This window comes from Candidatus Stoquefichus sp. SB1 (assembly GCF_001244545.1).
In the GTDB taxonomy this organism is placed as follows: domain Bacteria; phylum Bacillota_I; class Bacilli_A; order Erysipelotrichales; family Coprobacillaceae; genus Stoquefichus.
Window position 1 is genome coordinate 636,616 of sequence record NZ_LN852694.1, and the last position, 17,893, is coordinate 654,508.

The following is a 17,893-nucleotide window of genomic DNA, read 5'->3' on the forward strand; positions in this document are numbered from 1 at the left end:
ATATTTTATTTTGATGTTTAAAGTATAATACATGCCTAATTGATGATGATTGACACATGTGGTAATTTATTATCTATAATTCATTTAATAATTACAAGTTGTTTTGTTATTAAAATTAGGATAATTTAGTATTAATATGCATTAATAAATATTCTGCTCTAATATATAAATTATATATCTTGAAAAGTTTGTATAAAGAACTAAAAGTTTAAAGGTGTAGACTTTTATGATAAGGATGAAAAAATTATTAAATTCTTTTTAATTATTTAATTAGAAGAGATAAATAAGAGAAAAGTTTATTATCAAATGTTCTGTAAGATGCTTTTATATACCAAATTAAAATGATGTTATACCCACAAATAAAAGAATTGTAATGTTCTACAACAGTAAGCAATGAGAGTTTTAGATGAGTTGAAGCACAATAAGTTTAAAATTGTTATTAAGACTAACAGTTTAGAGTGTTTTATATATTAAATGCATAGTAATTCGTCTATAGATAGGAGATATTTATCTAAGTATTATGCTTTGGATTTTGAAAAAATGAAATTAATAGAATATGAAGGAGGAAATTAATAAAATTATGAAAGAAAAGATACTTGTGACACGATCATCTATGCCAGATTTTGATGAATATATTGATGAAATAAGTGATCTGTGGGAAACCCATTGGCTAACAAATATGGGAGAGAAACATTGCATATTAGAAAATACTCTAAAAGAGTATTTAAATGTTGAAAATGTTTCACTATTTTCGAATGGTCATATGGCATTAGAATTAGCTATACAGGCTATGAATTTAACAGGAGAGGTTATTACGACGCCGTTTACATTTGCTTCAACGACACATGCAATTGTAAGAAATGGATTAACGCCAGTTTTTTGTGATATTAATGCGGAAGATTATACAATTGATGTTACAAAAATAGAGTCATTAATTACAGATAAGACATCTGCCATTATTCCTGTGCATGTATATGGAAATGTTTGTAATGTAGAAGAGATTGATAGAATAGCAAAAAAATATGATTTGAAAGTTATATATGATGCTGCTCATGCTTTTGGTGTAAAATATAAAGGGAAAGGAATAGCAGAATATGGTGATGTTTCAATGTTCAGTTTTCATGCCACAAAAGTTTTCAACACTATAGAAGGTGGGGCATTATGTTTTAAAAATCCTGAATTTGGTAAAAGAGTTAATAGGTTGAAAAATTTTGGTATTAGAGATGAGGAAGTGGTTGATTCTATAGGTGCAAATGCAAAAATGAATGAATTTCAGGCTGCAATGGGGATCTGCAATTTAAGACATGTCCATGCTGAAATAGAAAAAAGAAAAAAAGTGATAAATAGATATAAAAAAAATTTAGGTGATGTTTTGGGGATTACAATTTTACAACCACAAGATCATGTTCAAGCAAATTATGCATATTTTCCTATTGTTATTGATGATAAGATATTTGGAAGCACACGAAATGAAGTATATAATTATTTAAAAACTCAAAATATTTTTTCTAGGAAATACTTTTATCCTTTAACTAATTCCTTTGATTGTTTTCATGGTCAGTTTGATACTAATCAAACACCTATTGCTGTATATATTTCTAAAAGAGTTTTAACATTGCCATTATATGCAGATCTATCATTTGATAATATTGATATAGTTTGTAATGCTATAAAGAAATGTCAAAAATAAATATATTTAGACAATAAATATAGATTTTGAAAATTGATTAATACGTAAATTTCAGAAATTATAAAAACTATTTTACGTAGATTCAAAAGATGATTTAAATAATTATAGGTAAAATTTAATGTTGTATTAAATTTCTATGTGGTGAATGAACTTTCGCTTTAAAGTAAAGTGTGGTGTTTTACCAAAAAATTAAGTCTCTGAATTTTTATGTGGTCCATGAAATTGGAATTTAAAAAGATTTGGAGTTTTAGACCTCCCTAGAAAATGTATAGTCAGAAAAGTATCGCTCATAATCAGATACTTTAATTTATTCTGGGATCAAATCTAAATAGGCTTTAAATCACTGGGGGTTTAAGTATTAAATAAAGGTAGAATAAAGTGATGAAGATTCACTGATTTCTACCTTCTTATTTGGCTTATTTAATCTTGTTTAGTTATTGTTTTACTATTTTATTTTCTACGTTTTCTTCCTTGTCTTTTTATGATTTGTAGTTTGTCTAAAGAAGATGAAAGTGATTTTTTATACCTCGAATAACCTGATGACTGAGTTTGACATTGCGATAATCCTTGATATGAAGTTTTGAAGACAGTAAGGACAGATAATATCCTTTCTTATAAGTGTAATATAATAAGTAACACAATTATTTTCTTTTTTAAAGTACAAGATTGTACATCAGAGTGATTAAGATTTAAAATATTAATGATATCATTGTACATGATATTACTCCTTTCTTGATAGATTGAAATAAGCAGTCAAATCATATCACGAAAGGAATTTTTATGTATAGAAAAGGATCATCACAAAGATGACCCCAAATAAGAATTAAAGGAAGAAACGAAAATGTCAGCGAAAATTAAAAGATGCCGTTTACCCCAGAATAAATAAAATCGCCCATAATCATGGGGTTAAGAGCGATACTTTTCATGAGTAAGTTCTAATAATTTATTTTTTCTTCTAATTTTAATAGTTTTTGTGATCTATCTTTGATTTTCTTTGCAGGTATGCCAATATAAATCCCCCAACTGTCTAAACTTTTATTTACTAATGTCATAGCACCTATTGATGTTCCTTCGCCAATAGTAACACCTGGTAAAACAGTTGAACCAGTGCCAATAAGAACATGTTTTTTTAACAATACAGGTTCTTCAATAACATTTCTATAACAATTAGGTACAGTTGGATTTGTAAGATAGTTACCAGAATAATCATCAGATATTGAATAAATTACACATCTAGATGAAATACAGGAAAATGATTCTAATTCTATACCAACATTACCAGCAAAAAGGCTTGAATAAGCAGCTATATGTATATTATTTGCCAATTTTATTTTACCACTCAATATACAAAAATCATCTATTCTTACATTATTGCCTATTTCAATTTCTTTTGAGTTATAGATGCTTGCTTTTTTACTAATAAGAACATTTTTTCCAAATGATTTTAATCCTAATTCTTTTAATTCTTCAACTGAATAAAAACTATTCATTCTAATTTTACATTCCTTTCCGCCTACGGCTTGGGTTCAAGGCACATATCACATACTATAATGAATAACCTTGATTCCTTAGGCTGTTTATTTTATTGTTTAACTGAAGAAGAGTCATACTAGAAAGCAAGGTGAGGTGAATTGTAGATTTCTGTAACTTATTCAGTTCAAAACAGTATTTTAACCAGTGCATGGATATCTTTTTCAAGCATACACGAATAGCCCTCGAGGCTGTATATTAATCATTGACTTCGGTTTTCTCTTTAGTGTCAGATGTCTAGTCACTGTATCTTCTTCTCTATTTTATTTGAAAGGAGTTTTTTATTTATGTAAGTTATTTATTCCAAATTCTGTGGCGTTGACGTACATAAACGCATCATTACTGTATATATTTGCTACACTGACTATATATTCGCTAAAGGTTGTTATTTTTCCAACAACTAGTTAATTAGATGTAGAGAAGTGAATCTCCAAAACAACTGCTACTACAATGTATACATAAAATCACTCGAAAAGTATTATATCGCAATATAACCTATATCGAATGTTGTAGTCAATACTAAAAGATAAAAAATGATGATAGGGACACTAAACGGATTATCAATTTTTAAAACCCATGCTTGTCAGTTCATATATCAAAAAAATTCACCTCCTCAAAAAGTATATCAGATATAAGTTCAAGCTTAACTACGTGTTCTGCTGAAAGAAATCGTTTATAAAATATTCTGACTGGTAGGAACTATAAAGTTAATAATATGTCCCTTTTTTCACAATTTTGAAAGTTAATTTCTTCTTTTGTTAATCTTATTTTATCAGATAATTTCTATAATGACGAGAATTTTTTTAAGTTCTATGTAAATTTCAGATCATCTCATGAGAAAGTTTTCCAGTTATTTAAAAAATATGTAGTTATTTGTTGTTAATTCATTATTGTTATGTTAATATTATTGAAGTGAGTTGGGGAGTAGATAATGTGAAGTGGTTAAAATATTTATTATTTAATACATATGTTTGTTTTATTCTAATATTCATTGTGGGCTGTAATATCTTATGTTTATATTATTTAAACATTAAGTATATATTGCTAATTTCTGTTTTTTATACAGTTTTATTACATATGATTATTCATCTATATGAAGGTTATAAGTTAGGAACTTATAAAGTATCTGAGATAGTTTATTCAGTAAGTTTAGCAACATTACTTTGTAATTGTTTAACATATGGCTTGATTTTTATAATTAATTTAGATTTTAAAATTTTCATTTATATGTTTTTATTACAAATAATTCAGACTTTATTCACAATACTTTGGGGTGTTGTTGGAAATAAACTTTATTTTTTAATATTTGAACATCATCAGATACTTTTAATATTTGGACATGATCCTACAGAGGTATCAAAAAAAATTATTTCACGTAAAAATAGGTATTTTATTACAAGAATGATATCTGATTCGCTGACTTCAAAAGAAATTATTGAATTAAGTACTGTCTATGATTCAATAATGCTTTATGAAGTAAGAAAAGATTTAAGGGATTTAATCACAGTTTATTGCTTCGAAGAAGAAAAAAGTCTATTTATTATTCCTGAAATTCCTGAAATTATTCGTAGAGGTACACATAACTTATATTTAATGGACACGCCTCTCTTAGTTGCTAATCATTGGGGTTTGTCACTTGGACAAAAAATAGTAAAAAGGGTTATGGATTTATTAATTATTATCCCAGTTGCTATTATAGTGTCACCTTTTATGTTAATCACGGCTTTATGTATTAAATTATATGATAGAGGACCGATTATATACAAGCAAGATAGGTTAACGATAGATGGAGAGGTATTTCAAGTTTATAAGTTCAGAAGTATGATTGTTAATGCCGAGCAAAAAGGTGCACAACTGTCAACCGAAAATGACAACCGAATTACTCCAATCGGAAAAATTATACGAGCAATTCGTTTTGATGAACTTCCTCAAATTATTAATATTTTAAAGGGCGATATGTCAATTGTTGGACCACGACCTGAAAGGCCTGAGATTGCCGATGAATATTATAATGAATTTCCAGAGTTTAAATTAAGACTAAAAGTTAAAGCTGGATTAACTGGTTATGCCCAAGTGTTTGGGAAATATAATACAACACCTAAAGATAAATTAAAGTTGGATTTAATGTATATTAACGATTATTCTTTGTATATGGATTTGAAATTAATTATTTACACAATCAAAATCTTATTTATGAAAAGTAGTACAGAGGGTATAGAGGAAGGAAAGAAAACAGCAATTTAATAAAATTAATATTGTTAGATAATCTAAAATAACTTGTAGTAAACAAGTTATAAGTTGTAAAATATGAACTGAAATTGGAAGCATGAAATTTGGTCGTGCTTTCTTTTGTTTTATCTTTATTGTAATGTCATCATTAAGCGTATATTATTCTATTTCTTAACTTTTCAAACTTAATCGCATATCTTATTTTTTTTATGGATTACAAGTATTTATTATTTTATAAATAAAATATTAAATTCTGATTAAATCAATATGTTAAGAGCTTTTCGTCATTACGTAGTCTTGAAAAGTACACATCAATATGCTAATATATATAAGATTTAAAGAAAAGAGGAATTTTATGTCAAAGAAAAAAAATATCATTCAAAAAATAACACAATGGAAAGTTATATTGGGAATCCAATTACTAGTATCATTAGTCCTTATAGGATTCATACTCAAGTTGGGGGTTCTACCAATGTTATATATGATTATTTTGATTGTTTTGCTTTTGCTGGTATGTTTAGGAACATTTTTATTAATGAGACCATCAAAAGTAAAAGAACAAGCAAAAATTCGGGTAATTATTGGAAAAGTTATAAGTTTGTTAGTAAGTCTTTTTTTACTAATTGCTTCTTTGTATATTGCTAAGGGAGATTCAACGTTAGGAACAATTACAGGTGCAAATGAGCAAACTACTCGTATTTCTGTTATTACATTAAAGGATAGTAATTATAAAAAATTATCTGATCTAAAAGATAAAACAGTTGAAGTAAATATGACAGGTGAAGCAGATAAAATGAAAGAAGCAGTAACTGCTCTTCAAAAAGAAGAATCATCAATTAAAACTAAAGAAGTTAATGAATATGAGACGATGGCTACAGATTTATATTCAAAGAAAACAAGTGCAATTTATGTTAATGAAGCTTATTTTGCTGTTTTAGAGGCCAATCATGAAAATTTTGAAAATGATATAGATATCATATGGACATATGAAATTATCGAAAAAACTCAGGATATTTCTAAGGAGGTTTCTGTAACGAAAGATCCATTTATCGTTTATATTAGTGGTATAGATACATATGGGAAAGTATCGACTGTTTCTAGAACAGATGTTAATATGCTTGTAACTGTTAATCCTACAACAAAACAGATTTTAATGACAAGTATTCCAAGAGATTACTATGTAACTTTGGCTAATAAAGGAAAAAAAGATAAATTAACACATTCAGGATTAGGTGGTATTGAAAATACAGTTAAGACTGTAGAAAATTTTATGAATGTTGAAATTAATTATTATGCAAGAGTTAATTTTACATCTTTAATAAAAATGGTAGATGCATTAGGAGGAATAGATGTCGAAAGTGATAGAGCTTTCACGGCATTTGATGGAAGTACATTTAAAAAGGGTATTAATCATTTGAATGGTGATAAGGCTTTAGTATTTTCTAGAGAGCGTCATGCATTTGCAGACGGGGATAATGAACGTGTATTTCATCAACAACTTGTTTTGACGGCTATGATTAAAAAGATGATGTCGCCTACTATTATTACCAATTATTCTAGTATATTAAACTCTATAAATGGATCATTTGAAACAAATATGAAGTCAAGCGATATTACTAGTTTATTACAAATGCAAATTAGTGATATGGCTTCTTGGGAAATTGCTCAAAAACAATTATCAGGTAGTGGTAAAGTAATGACTGGTGGAGCATATATGCCAAATAATAATTTGTATTATATGATTCCAAATGACTCAAGTGTTGTTGAAAATAAAGCTGCTATTCAAAGTATACTAAAAGGACAACCAATAGAATAACTGATATAAAGGTAATAAGTTGAAAAGATAATCCAAAATAAACTTAGTGAAAACTAAATTTTGAGTTATAATATATTCATGAATTCAAGAATAAAAAATTATTCAATAATCTAAAATAACTTGGTATTTCATAAATTTCAACTACCCAATAAAGTAGAAAATAATTTGTTTGTATTTTTGAAATCTATGTCAGAAGTGGAGGATAGTGAATGGCTAGAGTGTTGTAATGGGTAACCAAATAATTTGGGAGGATTTCCAAATTATTTAGGGGACAACTTTAGGGGGGAACCTAAAAAATTAAACGAGCATAAAGGAACAGTTGTGACTTTTTTTGGCAGCTGTTCCTTTTATATGGTCTAGATACTTTTTATCATTATTTTTTGTATTTATAAACTTCCTGTTTTGATTTTGGAGTAGACAGAATAGGCTCATTAGGTCTATTAGCCCGGATCAGTCTGCTGCGTGCGTATTCAAAATTGCTTAATCCTCTGGAATTTCTCTTAAAATCTTTAGGTGTTCTATTATATCCTTCCATCGGTCCATTAGATAGTCTTCTTTCTTTACCATTGTTATCAATGATATAAATAAAGGAGTTGACGATTTCCTATTTATACTTTTTTAATAAGCCAGAAAAATCTCTAAACATAACCAGTGATGAATGAGAATAGAAAATGATCAGAGCATTTAAAATGCCAGCAATTTTGTTCAAATCTTTTTCTTTTGTTTCATTGAATTCTATATATTGTTCTTTTAAACGTCGAATAGTCATAAGATTGTCATCCAATTGAAAAAACATTTTTCCATAGTTATAGGTGTTTAAATAGGCTTTAAGCATATGATTATATCTTTATCTTCAATATTTAAAAATTTCATGATATCATTATTCATATAGTTCCTTTCATAGTGTTTAGACAATATCTATGATAAACGAACTAAAAAAGAGACAGTAACTAGATTATTTTAGTTGTTGTTTCTTTATATAAATTTTGCGCAATTATTTTCCTAAACTCTTCCCTCTCTAAACTTTAGACCTGTAAATTATTTGAATAGTCGTTGTAATAGCTATTCCTTTTTTGTTCTTTAAACTTAGGTTTATATTTACATCCTAAGTGTAGAAATGTTTTTTTGAATTGTTAAAGTATTTATAGCCATATGTATTTTTTTACACACTTATTGACATTATTCATGATTTCTATATAATTTCTGTTAAAGTTTACTTAATATTTGTGTTTCTTTCTTATATGTGTAACTTGGAATTTCAGTGATTTCAATATTGGTATAACTTTTTTATTATGTTTTTGACCATAGTTATATGATAGAAATTATTTGTATCAGATATATGTTCAGACATTAGTTGAAAAAGTGATTTATAATTAGTAATTAACTTATGAAATATCTCAAGTAATTCCTGATATATTTTTAGTTTCTATAGAATTTGTCTGATTCTTTCTGCTTAAATATGTGATCTATGTAATTCTAATAAATAAAGTTTTCTTGAGATGATCATCAAACCAGATCTTTTGATTGTCTAGAAATTTTTATACTTATCAAAAAGATGAAGATTTCTCTTAATTGACTCACTCAAGAATTTATGATTTAAGGAAGTACATATATCTAATCTAGACTGAATCATACTCGTGCTGACTAATTTTGCTATGCAAAATTAGTCAGCAATAATCATTGTATTGGAGAGCAATGTATATATAATTGACTGAAAGTTCTAGACAAATTCATAATTATCATTTTGACTTTTTTCTTTGATTGCAGTGAACTCTAAGAAAAGAGTCTCTTAGAGAGAGGAGTGTCTATCTTCAATAGTATCATGAGTTTTCTCCTTGGTAGGATTGACGATATGAAAGGCGTATGTTTCTCTGTTATTGTTTGCTTTGAATTCATCAATTAAACTAACTGTGAGAAGGAAGTAGGTTCTATGGGATATATGAATACTTTGTTTAAAGATGCAAAATATAATACGAATCTTAAGAGTGTGTGTTCTGGAGATAGAAACCACAGAATGGTTTCTTTTAAATTCAAATAGAGCACTTTGAACATTAAGAACAGTAATTTTTCTATTATTGAATTGAAAAGATATATCTTTCTTAAAGTATTGATGACAATGATAACAGGTAAATATGTGATAGTTGACAACTAAAATAACTTTAAAGAAGCAAAAGGAAAAGTTTAATACTTTTGGTATCTTTGGATTCATGACAATCAATGGAAACTAGCAGTGAGGATTGGAAGAAAGACTTATCTAAGATTGATGTATATAATATCTTTTTTTGAGATACAGAAATTAAAATAGTGAAAAGTAAAATGCATAAAGCTATGAAAAGAATCATTAATTTGTAGAATTTCAAGAATAGTTTTAATAAAATTAATATTGTACATAAAAATAATCTACTTTTATTTGAATTGGATGCTTAAATTGTAAAGAATGGTTAATATTATGCACATTTTTAAAATTAAAAATATAGAAATGGAAAATTTACACTTTTATTTAAATTATATAATTAAAATCTGGCGTGGTTTTGATACTTTTTTTGTAAAGAAATTAGACGTTTTAGTGATAGTATGGTAAATAATTAAATCAGTATATTTTGTAATATTAATATTCTAAATTTTATTATGATACTAATAAAATTTAGAATATTATATTTCATGAGTTTATTTTCTTCTTTCAAAGTTATAATGATCCTATAAAACTATCATCACAAGAAAAAATTTATTTATAGGAGACGATATTTGAGGGAGAGAGTGTCAAAAAATAGTATAGTCCTAAAAATTTAATAGTATAAAAAGGCAAATCTCATTCAAATGTAGAAAATGAAATATAGCTACATTATAATTTAAATTTATGATTTTTTTGTTTAAAATAAATGATATTTTTTTGATCAAAAAATATATAGAAAGAAAATATTATCCTTTTACAAAAATGATACAACTTATACATATTTTTATGTTAATATACATTTATCTTAGAAAAAGGGGAAAATGTAGAAATGAAAAATATTATTCAAAAAATAACCAGAATGCCAATTATTTTGGGATTACAGATTATAGCAAGTTTTATGTTTATATTCTTTTTATTGAAGTTAGGTGCATTACCAATGTTGTATGCATGCATTCTTATCGCTATTATCTGTTTATTAGATATAGGATTATTCTTTTTAATGAAAAATGATCAAAGTGATTCAACCAAAACAATTGTTTCAAAGGTCATAAGCGTTGTTATAAGCGTACTTTTGTTAATTGGGTCTTTTTATATTGCTAAAGGAGATTCAACTCTCAATAGTATTTCTGGAGCTGATAAGGATACTTATACATACTCTGTGATTGTAAAGAAAGAAAGTAAAATAAAAGATGTTAAAGATTTAACTCAACAGAAAATAGCTATGAATATGCAAGAAGATATACAATATTTTACAAAAGCATTATCAGCTTTAAAGGAAGAAAATAATTCTTTTGAATCATTAGAGGTTAATGATTTTCACCAACTAGCAAAAGATTTATATGATAATCAATGTGATGCTATTTTTGTAAATGTTGCTTATCTAACAATGTTAGAAACAGATTATGAAAATTTTAATGAAGATACAAGAGTTGTATGGTCTTATTCTATTGATAAAAAATTAGAAGATTTTTCTAAAGATGTTGATGTTGTATCAAAACCATTTGTTATATATATTAGTGGAATTGATACGTTTGGTAAAGTTTCAACAATTTCTCGAAGTGATGTGAATATGATTGTTACAATTAACCCAAAAACAAAACAAATTTTAATGACAAGTATTCCTAGAGATTATTATGTGACTTTAGATAATAAAGGTAAAAAGGATAAATTAACACATTCTGGATTAGCTGGAATAGAAAATACTGTGAAAACAGTAGAAAAATTTATGGGTATTGATATTAATTATTATGCAAGAGTTAATTTTACATCATTGATTCAAATGGTAGATGCCCTAGGAGGTATTGAAGTTGAATCTATTGAAGATTTTTCTATAGGTCAATATCATTATTTTAAAGGAATGAATCAATTAAATGGTGATCAGGCGCTTTATTTTGCGAGAGCACGTTATACAGTTACTGGTGGCGATAATGGACGTGTTGCTAATCAACAAAGAGTTTTAACAGGAATGTTAAAGAAAATGATGTCACCTGCAATTCTTACAAATTATACAGGAGTTTTAAATTCTATTGAAGGATGTTTTGAAACCAATATGCAATCTTCTGAGATCACGAGCCTTATTCAAATGCAACTTAATGATATGGCTTCTTGGACATTTACAACAAAACAATTAATAGGAACAGGTGCAATGTTAACAGGGGGAGCCTATATACCAGGTAGAAAACTTTATTATATGTTGCCTAATGAAACAAGTGTAAAAGAGAATAAGGCAGCTATTCAAAGTGTATTAGATGGAAAGTCTATTCAATAAAATGGATAACTTTAAAACAAAGGGACTGATTATTTTTTCTTAATGATAATTTATTTTCATTTCATTGTTGTCTATCAGTCTATTTGATATAATATTCACATATTATAAAGGAGTTGAATAAATTGAAAAATGTAACGCTAGTCGTCATGGCAGCAGGTATCGGAAGCCGATTTGGTGGAGGAATCAAACAATTAGAACCAGTTGGACCAAGCGGAGAAATTATTATGGATTATAGTATTCATGATGCTATTGAAGCAGGTTTTAATAAGGTTGTATTTGTCATTAGAAAAGATTTAGAAAAAGATTTTGATGAAATTATAGGACAACGTATGAAAAAGAAAATTCACGTTGAATATGCTTATCAAGAATTAGACAATATTCCTGATCAATATAAAGAAAGATTCCAAGAACGTACAAAACCATGGGGAACTGGACAAGCTATTTTAGCTTGTAAAGATTTAATTGATGAACCATTTTTAGTTATTAATGCTGATGATTACTATGGAAAAGAAGCTTACATAGAAGCTTATAAGTATTTAACAGAAGTACATCCAAGCAGTATTTTACCAATTTGTATGGTTGGTTTTGTTTTAAAGAATACTTTAAGTGATAATGGTGGTGTGACAAGAGGTGTCTGCCAGGTTGATGCTCATCAAAAACTAGTTGATATTGTAGAAACACATAATATTGAAAAGAAAAATGGAAAAGCAGTTGTAGGGGAACAAGAAATTGATTTAGATTCAGTTGTTTCTATGAATATGTGGGGACTATATCCAGAGTTCTTTGAAATTTTAGAAACAGAATTTGATGAGTTCTTAAATGCTTTAGATGCTTCAAATTTAAAAGCAGAATATCTTTTACCAACAATTATAGGTGATTTACTTCATCAAGGAAAAGTTTCTGTAGAAGTCTTAAAATCACATGATGAATGGTTTGGTGTAACCTATAAAGAAGATAAAGATTTTGTAAAAGATAACATTCAATTATTAGTAGAAAAAGGAGTATATCCAAAACAATTATAAATAAAGTGTTTATTATCATTAAAAACATGATAAATTCAATAAAATCTATTTTCATTTATTAAAAAATATGATAAACTCATATTACAAAATTTATTGAAAAATAAGTTTTGATAATATCATTGAGTGGTTTGTAATGCTAACAAAGAGGAAGAAGTCTATATGACTTCTTCCTCTTTTATTTAAGCGAAAAAGCTAAACGATGCATCTAGCATACATTTAGCTTTTTCTTATCCTGCGACAAGATTTTTAAATCGATTTAATCTGTCATATATTCCTTGCTATAAGAAGCCAGGTCCATTTAGGCTAAGTCACAACAAGAAATATATCTTCCATATACCAACATGTTTGCTGATGAGAAAAATCCCTTTCGTATTTTTTATTTTTTTGAGTTCATTTTCTTTATTTAAGAGTGTATTTGTTGATATATGGGTCATATCTTTAAAGACAAGTCAATTATAATATGTATTTAGACAAAATGGAACCATTACTCACAAAACAAGCAATATTATCATGAATTCATGACGGATTCGTCAAAAAAATATGACATAAAAAGTTGCAACATGTATTGTTACAACTTTTTATGTCGCTATTTGTCTTTTGTCTTTTCCATTAAAGATTTGATATCACCAAAATATGCATTCTTTTCATCAACATTTTCACAAATATAGTCTAAAGATGCATTATAGAAACGTGAAAAGCGAATAAGTTTTCCTAAAGAAGGAGTTCTTTGATTAGATTCATATTGTGAAACAATGGGTTTAGACATTTTCAATGTTTCAGCAACTTGTTTCTGTGATAATCCAGCTTCAACTCTCAATATTCTTAATCTTTCTCCAATACTCATAATTTCACCACCTTGGTGAATATTATACACTAATCTTATTTGCATTAGGGAATTTTCTTGCATTTTGCAAATGAATTTATAATTCTCTTTTGCAGAAATAATGACAAAATTTAACAAAAATTCTAAAAATACCCTAAAATGGGAGAAAAGTGTAATGACGCGGAGAGAATAATTCGATACAATAAATAATGCGTTAGTTCATAAAAGAAGGGGAGGTTTTATGATGAACATAGCGGTTTGTGATGATCAAAGGGATTATCTCAATTTAATTCAAAAAAAGATTATTGAATGTTTTCATGAAAAAGAAATCGAATTACAAGTCTACGCATATGCAAGTATAGACGAATTCATAGATAGTGTAGAAAAACATTCATATCAGTTTGCATTTATTGAAATGAAAATAGAGAATGGAAAGGGAATCGAAGCAGCACAGAGATTGAAAAAAGTGAATCCAGCATGTCAAGTTGTCTTTATCAGTGATCAATATAGAAGAGTTACTGAAGCATTTCAAGTTAGAGCTAGAGAATATCTTCTTAAACCAATTAGTACTGATAAATTTAAAGATGTATTTGAATACTTGATGGATTGGTATTTAGAACAAAATATTAAATTTGTTGTTCCAATTAGAGAAATAGGACGAAAACGCATATTTACAGTCGATGAAATTAAATATTTCGAAACATATTATAATGATTTAGAAATAGTAACTATTTATGATGAACATTTTATGACACATGTCAAAAACAGATATAAACTTAGACCAGCACTTAAATCAAGATGGTTTATGCAAGTCAACCAAAGTGTTCTTGTAAATATGAAATGTATAGACTTTTTAACAGATAGAAATGTTATTTTAAAAACAAGAGAAGTTTTTCCAACGAGTCGAACATCACTGATAAAAAATCATTTATTATATGATGAATTTCTAAGATATATAAATAAGAAAAAGAAATAGGAAGGTAAAAAATATGAAGATTGCAATTTGTGACGATGAAGAATACTATTTAAAAGACATATCTTCACGTATTCATAATTTAGAAAATATATATCAAGATGAGGTATCACTATATGTAGATACTTTTCAAAATGGTATAGATTTATTAGAATCATTTCAAATAAAAAGATATGATTTAATATATCTTGATATTGAACTTAATGATGTAAATGGAGTTAATCTTGCTAAAAAGATTCATGATATTAAACCTAACTGTATGATTATTTTTGTAACAAGTCATATGAGTTATTTTAATCAATCATACATAGTTAATGCATTTCAATATATGAAGAAGCCACTGAAAGATAAACTATTTACAAACGAATTAAAACGTGCAGTAAAGAAATATCAATTTTATCAAAAAACATTTGTATTTCCTACAAGTGTAGGAAATACAGTTATTAATGTCCATGATATTATCTTTTTAGAAACATTTTATAAAAGATATAAACTATATACAACAAAAGGTGTTTACTATGGTTCATTGAAACCAATATTAAGTTATCGAGAAGAATTATTAGAATATCATTTCTTTCAAATTCAAAGAAGTTTTACAGTGAATCTTGCTCATATTAGATCAATTGATAATTCAGTTGTAACAATGTCCAATGATGAAGTTTTAAAAATTTCTAGAAAGAAATATAAAGAATTTAAACAAGCTTTTTATAAATTCTTGGATAAACAATAAAGAAGACTAATCAATTATGATTGGTCTTCTTTTTCTGAGATATTCAAAATCACTTTTAATATTACATTATCATCATTCGTTTTATATTTGACATCACCATTATATTGACTAGCGATATGCTTAATTTCTTTGACACCAAAACCATGATTCATTGAATCAGTTAATTTACTCGTTTTACAAAAATTAGGACGACTTCCTAGAATAATAGAATTTGTAATACGTAAAATTAAGTATTGTTGACTATTCTTCATTTCAACTTTGATAAATCTATTATCTTCTACTTTTTCAGCAGCTTCAATAGCATTATCTAAAGCTAAACCAATTAAAATGGCTAAACTATTTCTTTCAATACAACCAATATTTACATGTGCAATATACTCAGTATATTTTATATTCTTCTTATTCATCATCTTTAATTTGTCATCAAAAACACTATCTATACAAGGTATACCAACATGTACCAGCGCTGAAGAATTATTCATAATTCCAAGTAAATGGCATACATATTCAGTTGCTTCAGAAGTTTGTTCAGCTTCAAGATAACCATGAATTATATGAAGTGTATTATGCATATCACGTCTCATTGTCCTGATTTCATCAATGGAATCATTATACTTATTCAAATACTCTTTCTCTTTCAAAATATTTTGAGTTGTAATTGCTTGTTCACGTTCTATTATTTCATGTTTGACTTGATATCTATCAAATAATATTAATGAAGCAATACTAACAATTACTATAAATAGAAATGTTCTCCCAATATTTGGGAAGTAGAATAGAGACTTATTGTTGATAACTATAGTAATGCTAAAATAGATATAAAGAATTATACTTGCTATTTTTATTATGTTGAAATTTTCTAATATTGTTTTTCTAGAATAAATAGAAATTGTAATAAATAGAACATATCTTTCTATAATTAATACTAATGTACTATAAGGAATAGAAAAATGAAAGTAAAATATTGGGACCGATATGTCAAATAACCATGAAAAGAAAAACATAATTATAATATGAATGGAAACTTTAAATAGTATTAGAATGCAAATGTACTTAAAATGATTTTTAAATTTATAATTTGATATAAGTAATATAGAAAAAATATATAATACTATTTTAATGATGTAAGGTTTAAATGTATAGTTTGATAATAAAAGTAAGATAAATGTAAAAAAGTATGTTAAAAATATTGAAGAAATACTTTTAAAATTCTTTATATTTTCAGGAAATAGATTGTTTATATAGTAATGTATTAAATATAAATCAATGATTGATAATATAATGCCAATTGTGAAATTTATTAGTAAATTCATATTAAAACTCCTTATCTATGTAATCAAAAAATCTTTCTTTAAATTCTTTTCTTTTTCTTTTCGTAATACTCAATTCATCTTTATTAATCATTCTAATACTATCACTTTTAAAAGTATCTACATGTTTAAAGTTAATAATAATACTTCTATTTAATTGGAAAAAGTGAAAATCAAGTAATTCTTTTTTTGTATGCATAATTGCTTTACTATTTCCATAATAAGAACCAACAGTTGTATATAGTTTATATGTACTGTAACTTGTTTCTAAATAAATAATACTGTCAGTCTTTATAAGTTTTGTTCCAAGAGAAGTATTAAAATAGACACTTCTATTAAGACTTTTATATAAATTGACTAATCTTTTTAATTCTTGATTAAATAATGTACCATTGATTGGTTTATTTAAATATTGTGATGCACCAACCCAATATGATTCATGCATATATTTCTTATAAGAACTTACAAATACAATAATACATTCAGAATTAATACTTTTGAGTTCTCTTGCAATATCCATTCCATTATGATTCTTTAATTCAATATCCAAAAATATAAGATCATATTGAATCAATTCAAAATTGTCTAGTAAATCTTGTGCATCAGTATATCCATCAAATTTGTTAGGTACTATATCTTCAATTCCAAACTGATTTATCCTTTCTAAAATATCATTGACGAAAAATTCTTCATCGTCACAAACCGCGATTTTCATAATATCATCCTCCCATATATCGCCTACAGTACATATTAGTTATACTGCATTTCTATTGTATAACATATTATATTGTATGTGTGTGCATTTTTTATCCCAATTCATGCATTTTTTTACCTATTCGACATATTTTTTTGAATTCTTGGTAAATTATTATAGGGAAGGGGGTGATTAATAATGAGAATGAAAAAGAAAATGGCTGTTTTGGGAATGAGTTTATTAGTCTTATGTGGAACTATTTCTACTGCTGCAGCATATGTGTATACAAATGGTAGTGCATACCAAACAGTTACACATAAGGATATACCTAATTGGGGAGATGAAAGTTTTGATACATACTATGGAAGCAAAAAGGTGACAACTGGTTCATTTGCTACATTTAAGAAAACAAAAGGTGATGCTGCTTTAGGAAATTATGCAGAACTTATAAATTCATCTAAATCTGTAAAATCAATGTTAATTGGTATTCCATTGAATTCTGCACAATTGTCAACTGAATACGGTTGTTCAAAGGGAACAGTCTATTTTACTGGAGTTACATCACATAGTTTAGAGCCAAGCAATTCTTGCGATGTCACATTAAAATTTAGTGCAGATAATCTTAAATAAAAAA

14 protein-coding genes are annotated in these 17,893 nt (G+C 26.7%); 8 read left to right on the forward strand and 6 right to left on the reverse strand.

The window, feature by feature from the left end; genetic code table 11:
* Positions 1 to 580: 580 nt before the first annotated feature.
* The gene (locus BN1865_RS06860; RefSeq protein ID WP_050636501.1) at positions 581 to 1,690 is read left to right on the forward strand and encodes a DegT/DnrJ/EryC1/StrS family aminotransferase; all 1,110 of its coding nucleotides are present in this window, start codon (positions 581 to 583) and stop codon (positions 1,688 to 1,690) included.
* Between the two features lie 935 nt (positions 1,691 to 2,625).
* Here the strand turns inward: BN1865_RS06860 and BN1865_RS06865 are convergent.
* Positions 2,626 to 3,180, reverse strand: coding sequence for an acyltransferase (locus BN1865_RS06865; RefSeq protein WP_050636502.1), 555 nt, complete (start codon positions 3,178 to 3,180; stop codon positions 2,626 to 2,628).
* A 1,117-nt stretch (positions 3,181 to 4,297) separates the two neighbouring features.
* On the opposite strand from BN1865_RS06865, the gene BN1865_RS06870 reads away from it, so the two are divergent.
* Positions 4,298 to 5,464 (forward strand): sugar transferase, encoded by a 1,167-nt coding sequence (locus BN1865_RS06870; RefSeq protein ID WP_157844098.1) that lies wholly within the window; start codon positions 4,298 to 4,300, stop codon positions 5,462 to 5,464.
* Positions 5,465 to 5,804: 340 nt separating this feature from the next.
* The gene (locus tag BN1865_RS06875) at positions 5,805 to 7,265 is read left to right on the forward strand and encodes an LCP family protein (RefSeq protein ID WP_050636504.1); all 1,461 of its coding nucleotides are present in this window, start codon (positions 5,805 to 5,807) and stop codon (positions 7,263 to 7,265) included.
* 373 nt (positions 7,266 to 7,638) lie between these two features.
* Here BN1865_RS06875 and BN1865_RS19075 read toward each other — a convergent pair whose 3' ends face one another.
* Both BN1865_RS19075 and BN1865_RS18355 read right to left on the reverse strand, forming a co-directional pair.
* Positions 7,639 to 7,866, reverse strand: a complete 228-nt coding sequence (locus BN1865_RS19075; protein WP_445082206.1) for a transposase — start codon at positions 7,864 to 7,866, stop codon at positions 7,639 to 7,641.
* Between the two features lie 3 nt (positions 7,867 to 7,869).
* A complete protein-coding gene (locus BN1865_RS18355; RefSeq protein ID WP_157844100.1) occupies positions 7,870 to 8,100 on the reverse strand; it encodes a hypothetical protein in 231 nt (76 codons plus the stop codon).
* A 2,167-nt stretch (positions 8,101 to 10,267) separates the two neighbouring features.
* Here BN1865_RS18355 and BN1865_RS06880 point away from each other — a divergent pair.
* Both BN1865_RS06880 and BN1865_RS06885 read left to right on the forward strand, forming a co-directional pair.
* Positions 10,268 to 11,707: an LCP family glycopolymer transferase gene (locus BN1865_RS06880; protein ID WP_050636505.1), complete on the forward strand. Its 1,440-nt coding sequence runs from the start codon at positions 10,268 to 10,270 to the stop codon at positions 11,705 to 11,707.
* 122 nt (positions 11,708 to 11,829) lie between these two features.
* Positions 11,830 to 12,729, forward strand: a complete 900-nt coding sequence (locus tag BN1865_RS06885) for a nucleotidyltransferase family protein (protein WP_082189921.1) — start codon at positions 11,830 to 11,832, stop codon at positions 12,727 to 12,729.
* A gap of 586 nt (positions 12,730 to 13,315) precedes the next feature.
* Here BN1865_RS06885 and BN1865_RS06890 read toward each other — a convergent pair.
* Positions 13,316 to 13,573: a helix-turn-helix domain-containing protein gene (locus tag BN1865_RS06890; protein ID WP_050636507.1), complete on the reverse strand. Its 258-nt coding sequence runs from the start codon at positions 13,571 to 13,573 to the stop codon at positions 13,316 to 13,318.
* 220 nt (positions 13,574 to 13,793) lie between these two features.
* Here BN1865_RS06890 and BN1865_RS06895 point away from each other — a divergent pair, with 220 nt between their 5' ends.
* Positions 13,794 to 14,528, forward strand: coding sequence for a LytR/AlgR family response regulator transcription factor (locus BN1865_RS06895; protein ID WP_232780347.1), 735 nt, complete (start codon positions 13,794 to 13,796; stop codon positions 14,526 to 14,528).
* Between the two features lie 13 nt (positions 14,529 to 14,541).
* A complete protein-coding gene (locus BN1865_RS06900) occupies positions 14,542 to 15,255 on the forward strand; it encodes a LytR/AlgR family response regulator transcription factor (RefSeq protein WP_050636509.1) in 714 nt (237 codons plus the stop codon).
* A gap of 14 nt (positions 15,256 to 15,269) precedes the next feature.
* Here BN1865_RS06900 and BN1865_RS18360 read toward each other — a convergent pair whose 3' ends face one another.
* A complete protein-coding gene (locus tag BN1865_RS18360) occupies positions 15,270 to 15,878 on the reverse strand; it encodes a GHKL domain-containing protein (RefSeq protein ID WP_050636510.1) in 609 nt (202 codons plus the stop codon).
* 691 nt (positions 15,879 to 16,569) lie between these two features.
* Complete coding sequence (locus BN1865_RS06910; protein ID WP_050636511.1) at positions 16,570 to 17,280, reverse strand: LytR/AlgR family response regulator transcription factor; 711 nt, start codon at positions 17,278 to 17,280, stop codon at positions 16,570 to 16,572.
* Positions 17,281 to 17,463: 183 nt separating this feature from the next.
* Here BN1865_RS06910 and BN1865_RS06915 point away from each other — a divergent pair, with 183 nt between their 5' ends.
* Positions 17,464 to 17,889 (forward strand): hypothetical protein, encoded by a 426-nt coding sequence (locus tag BN1865_RS06915; protein WP_232780348.1) that lies wholly within the window; start codon positions 17,464 to 17,466, stop codon positions 17,887 to 17,889.
* Positions 17,890 to 17,893 lie beyond the last annotated feature (4 nt).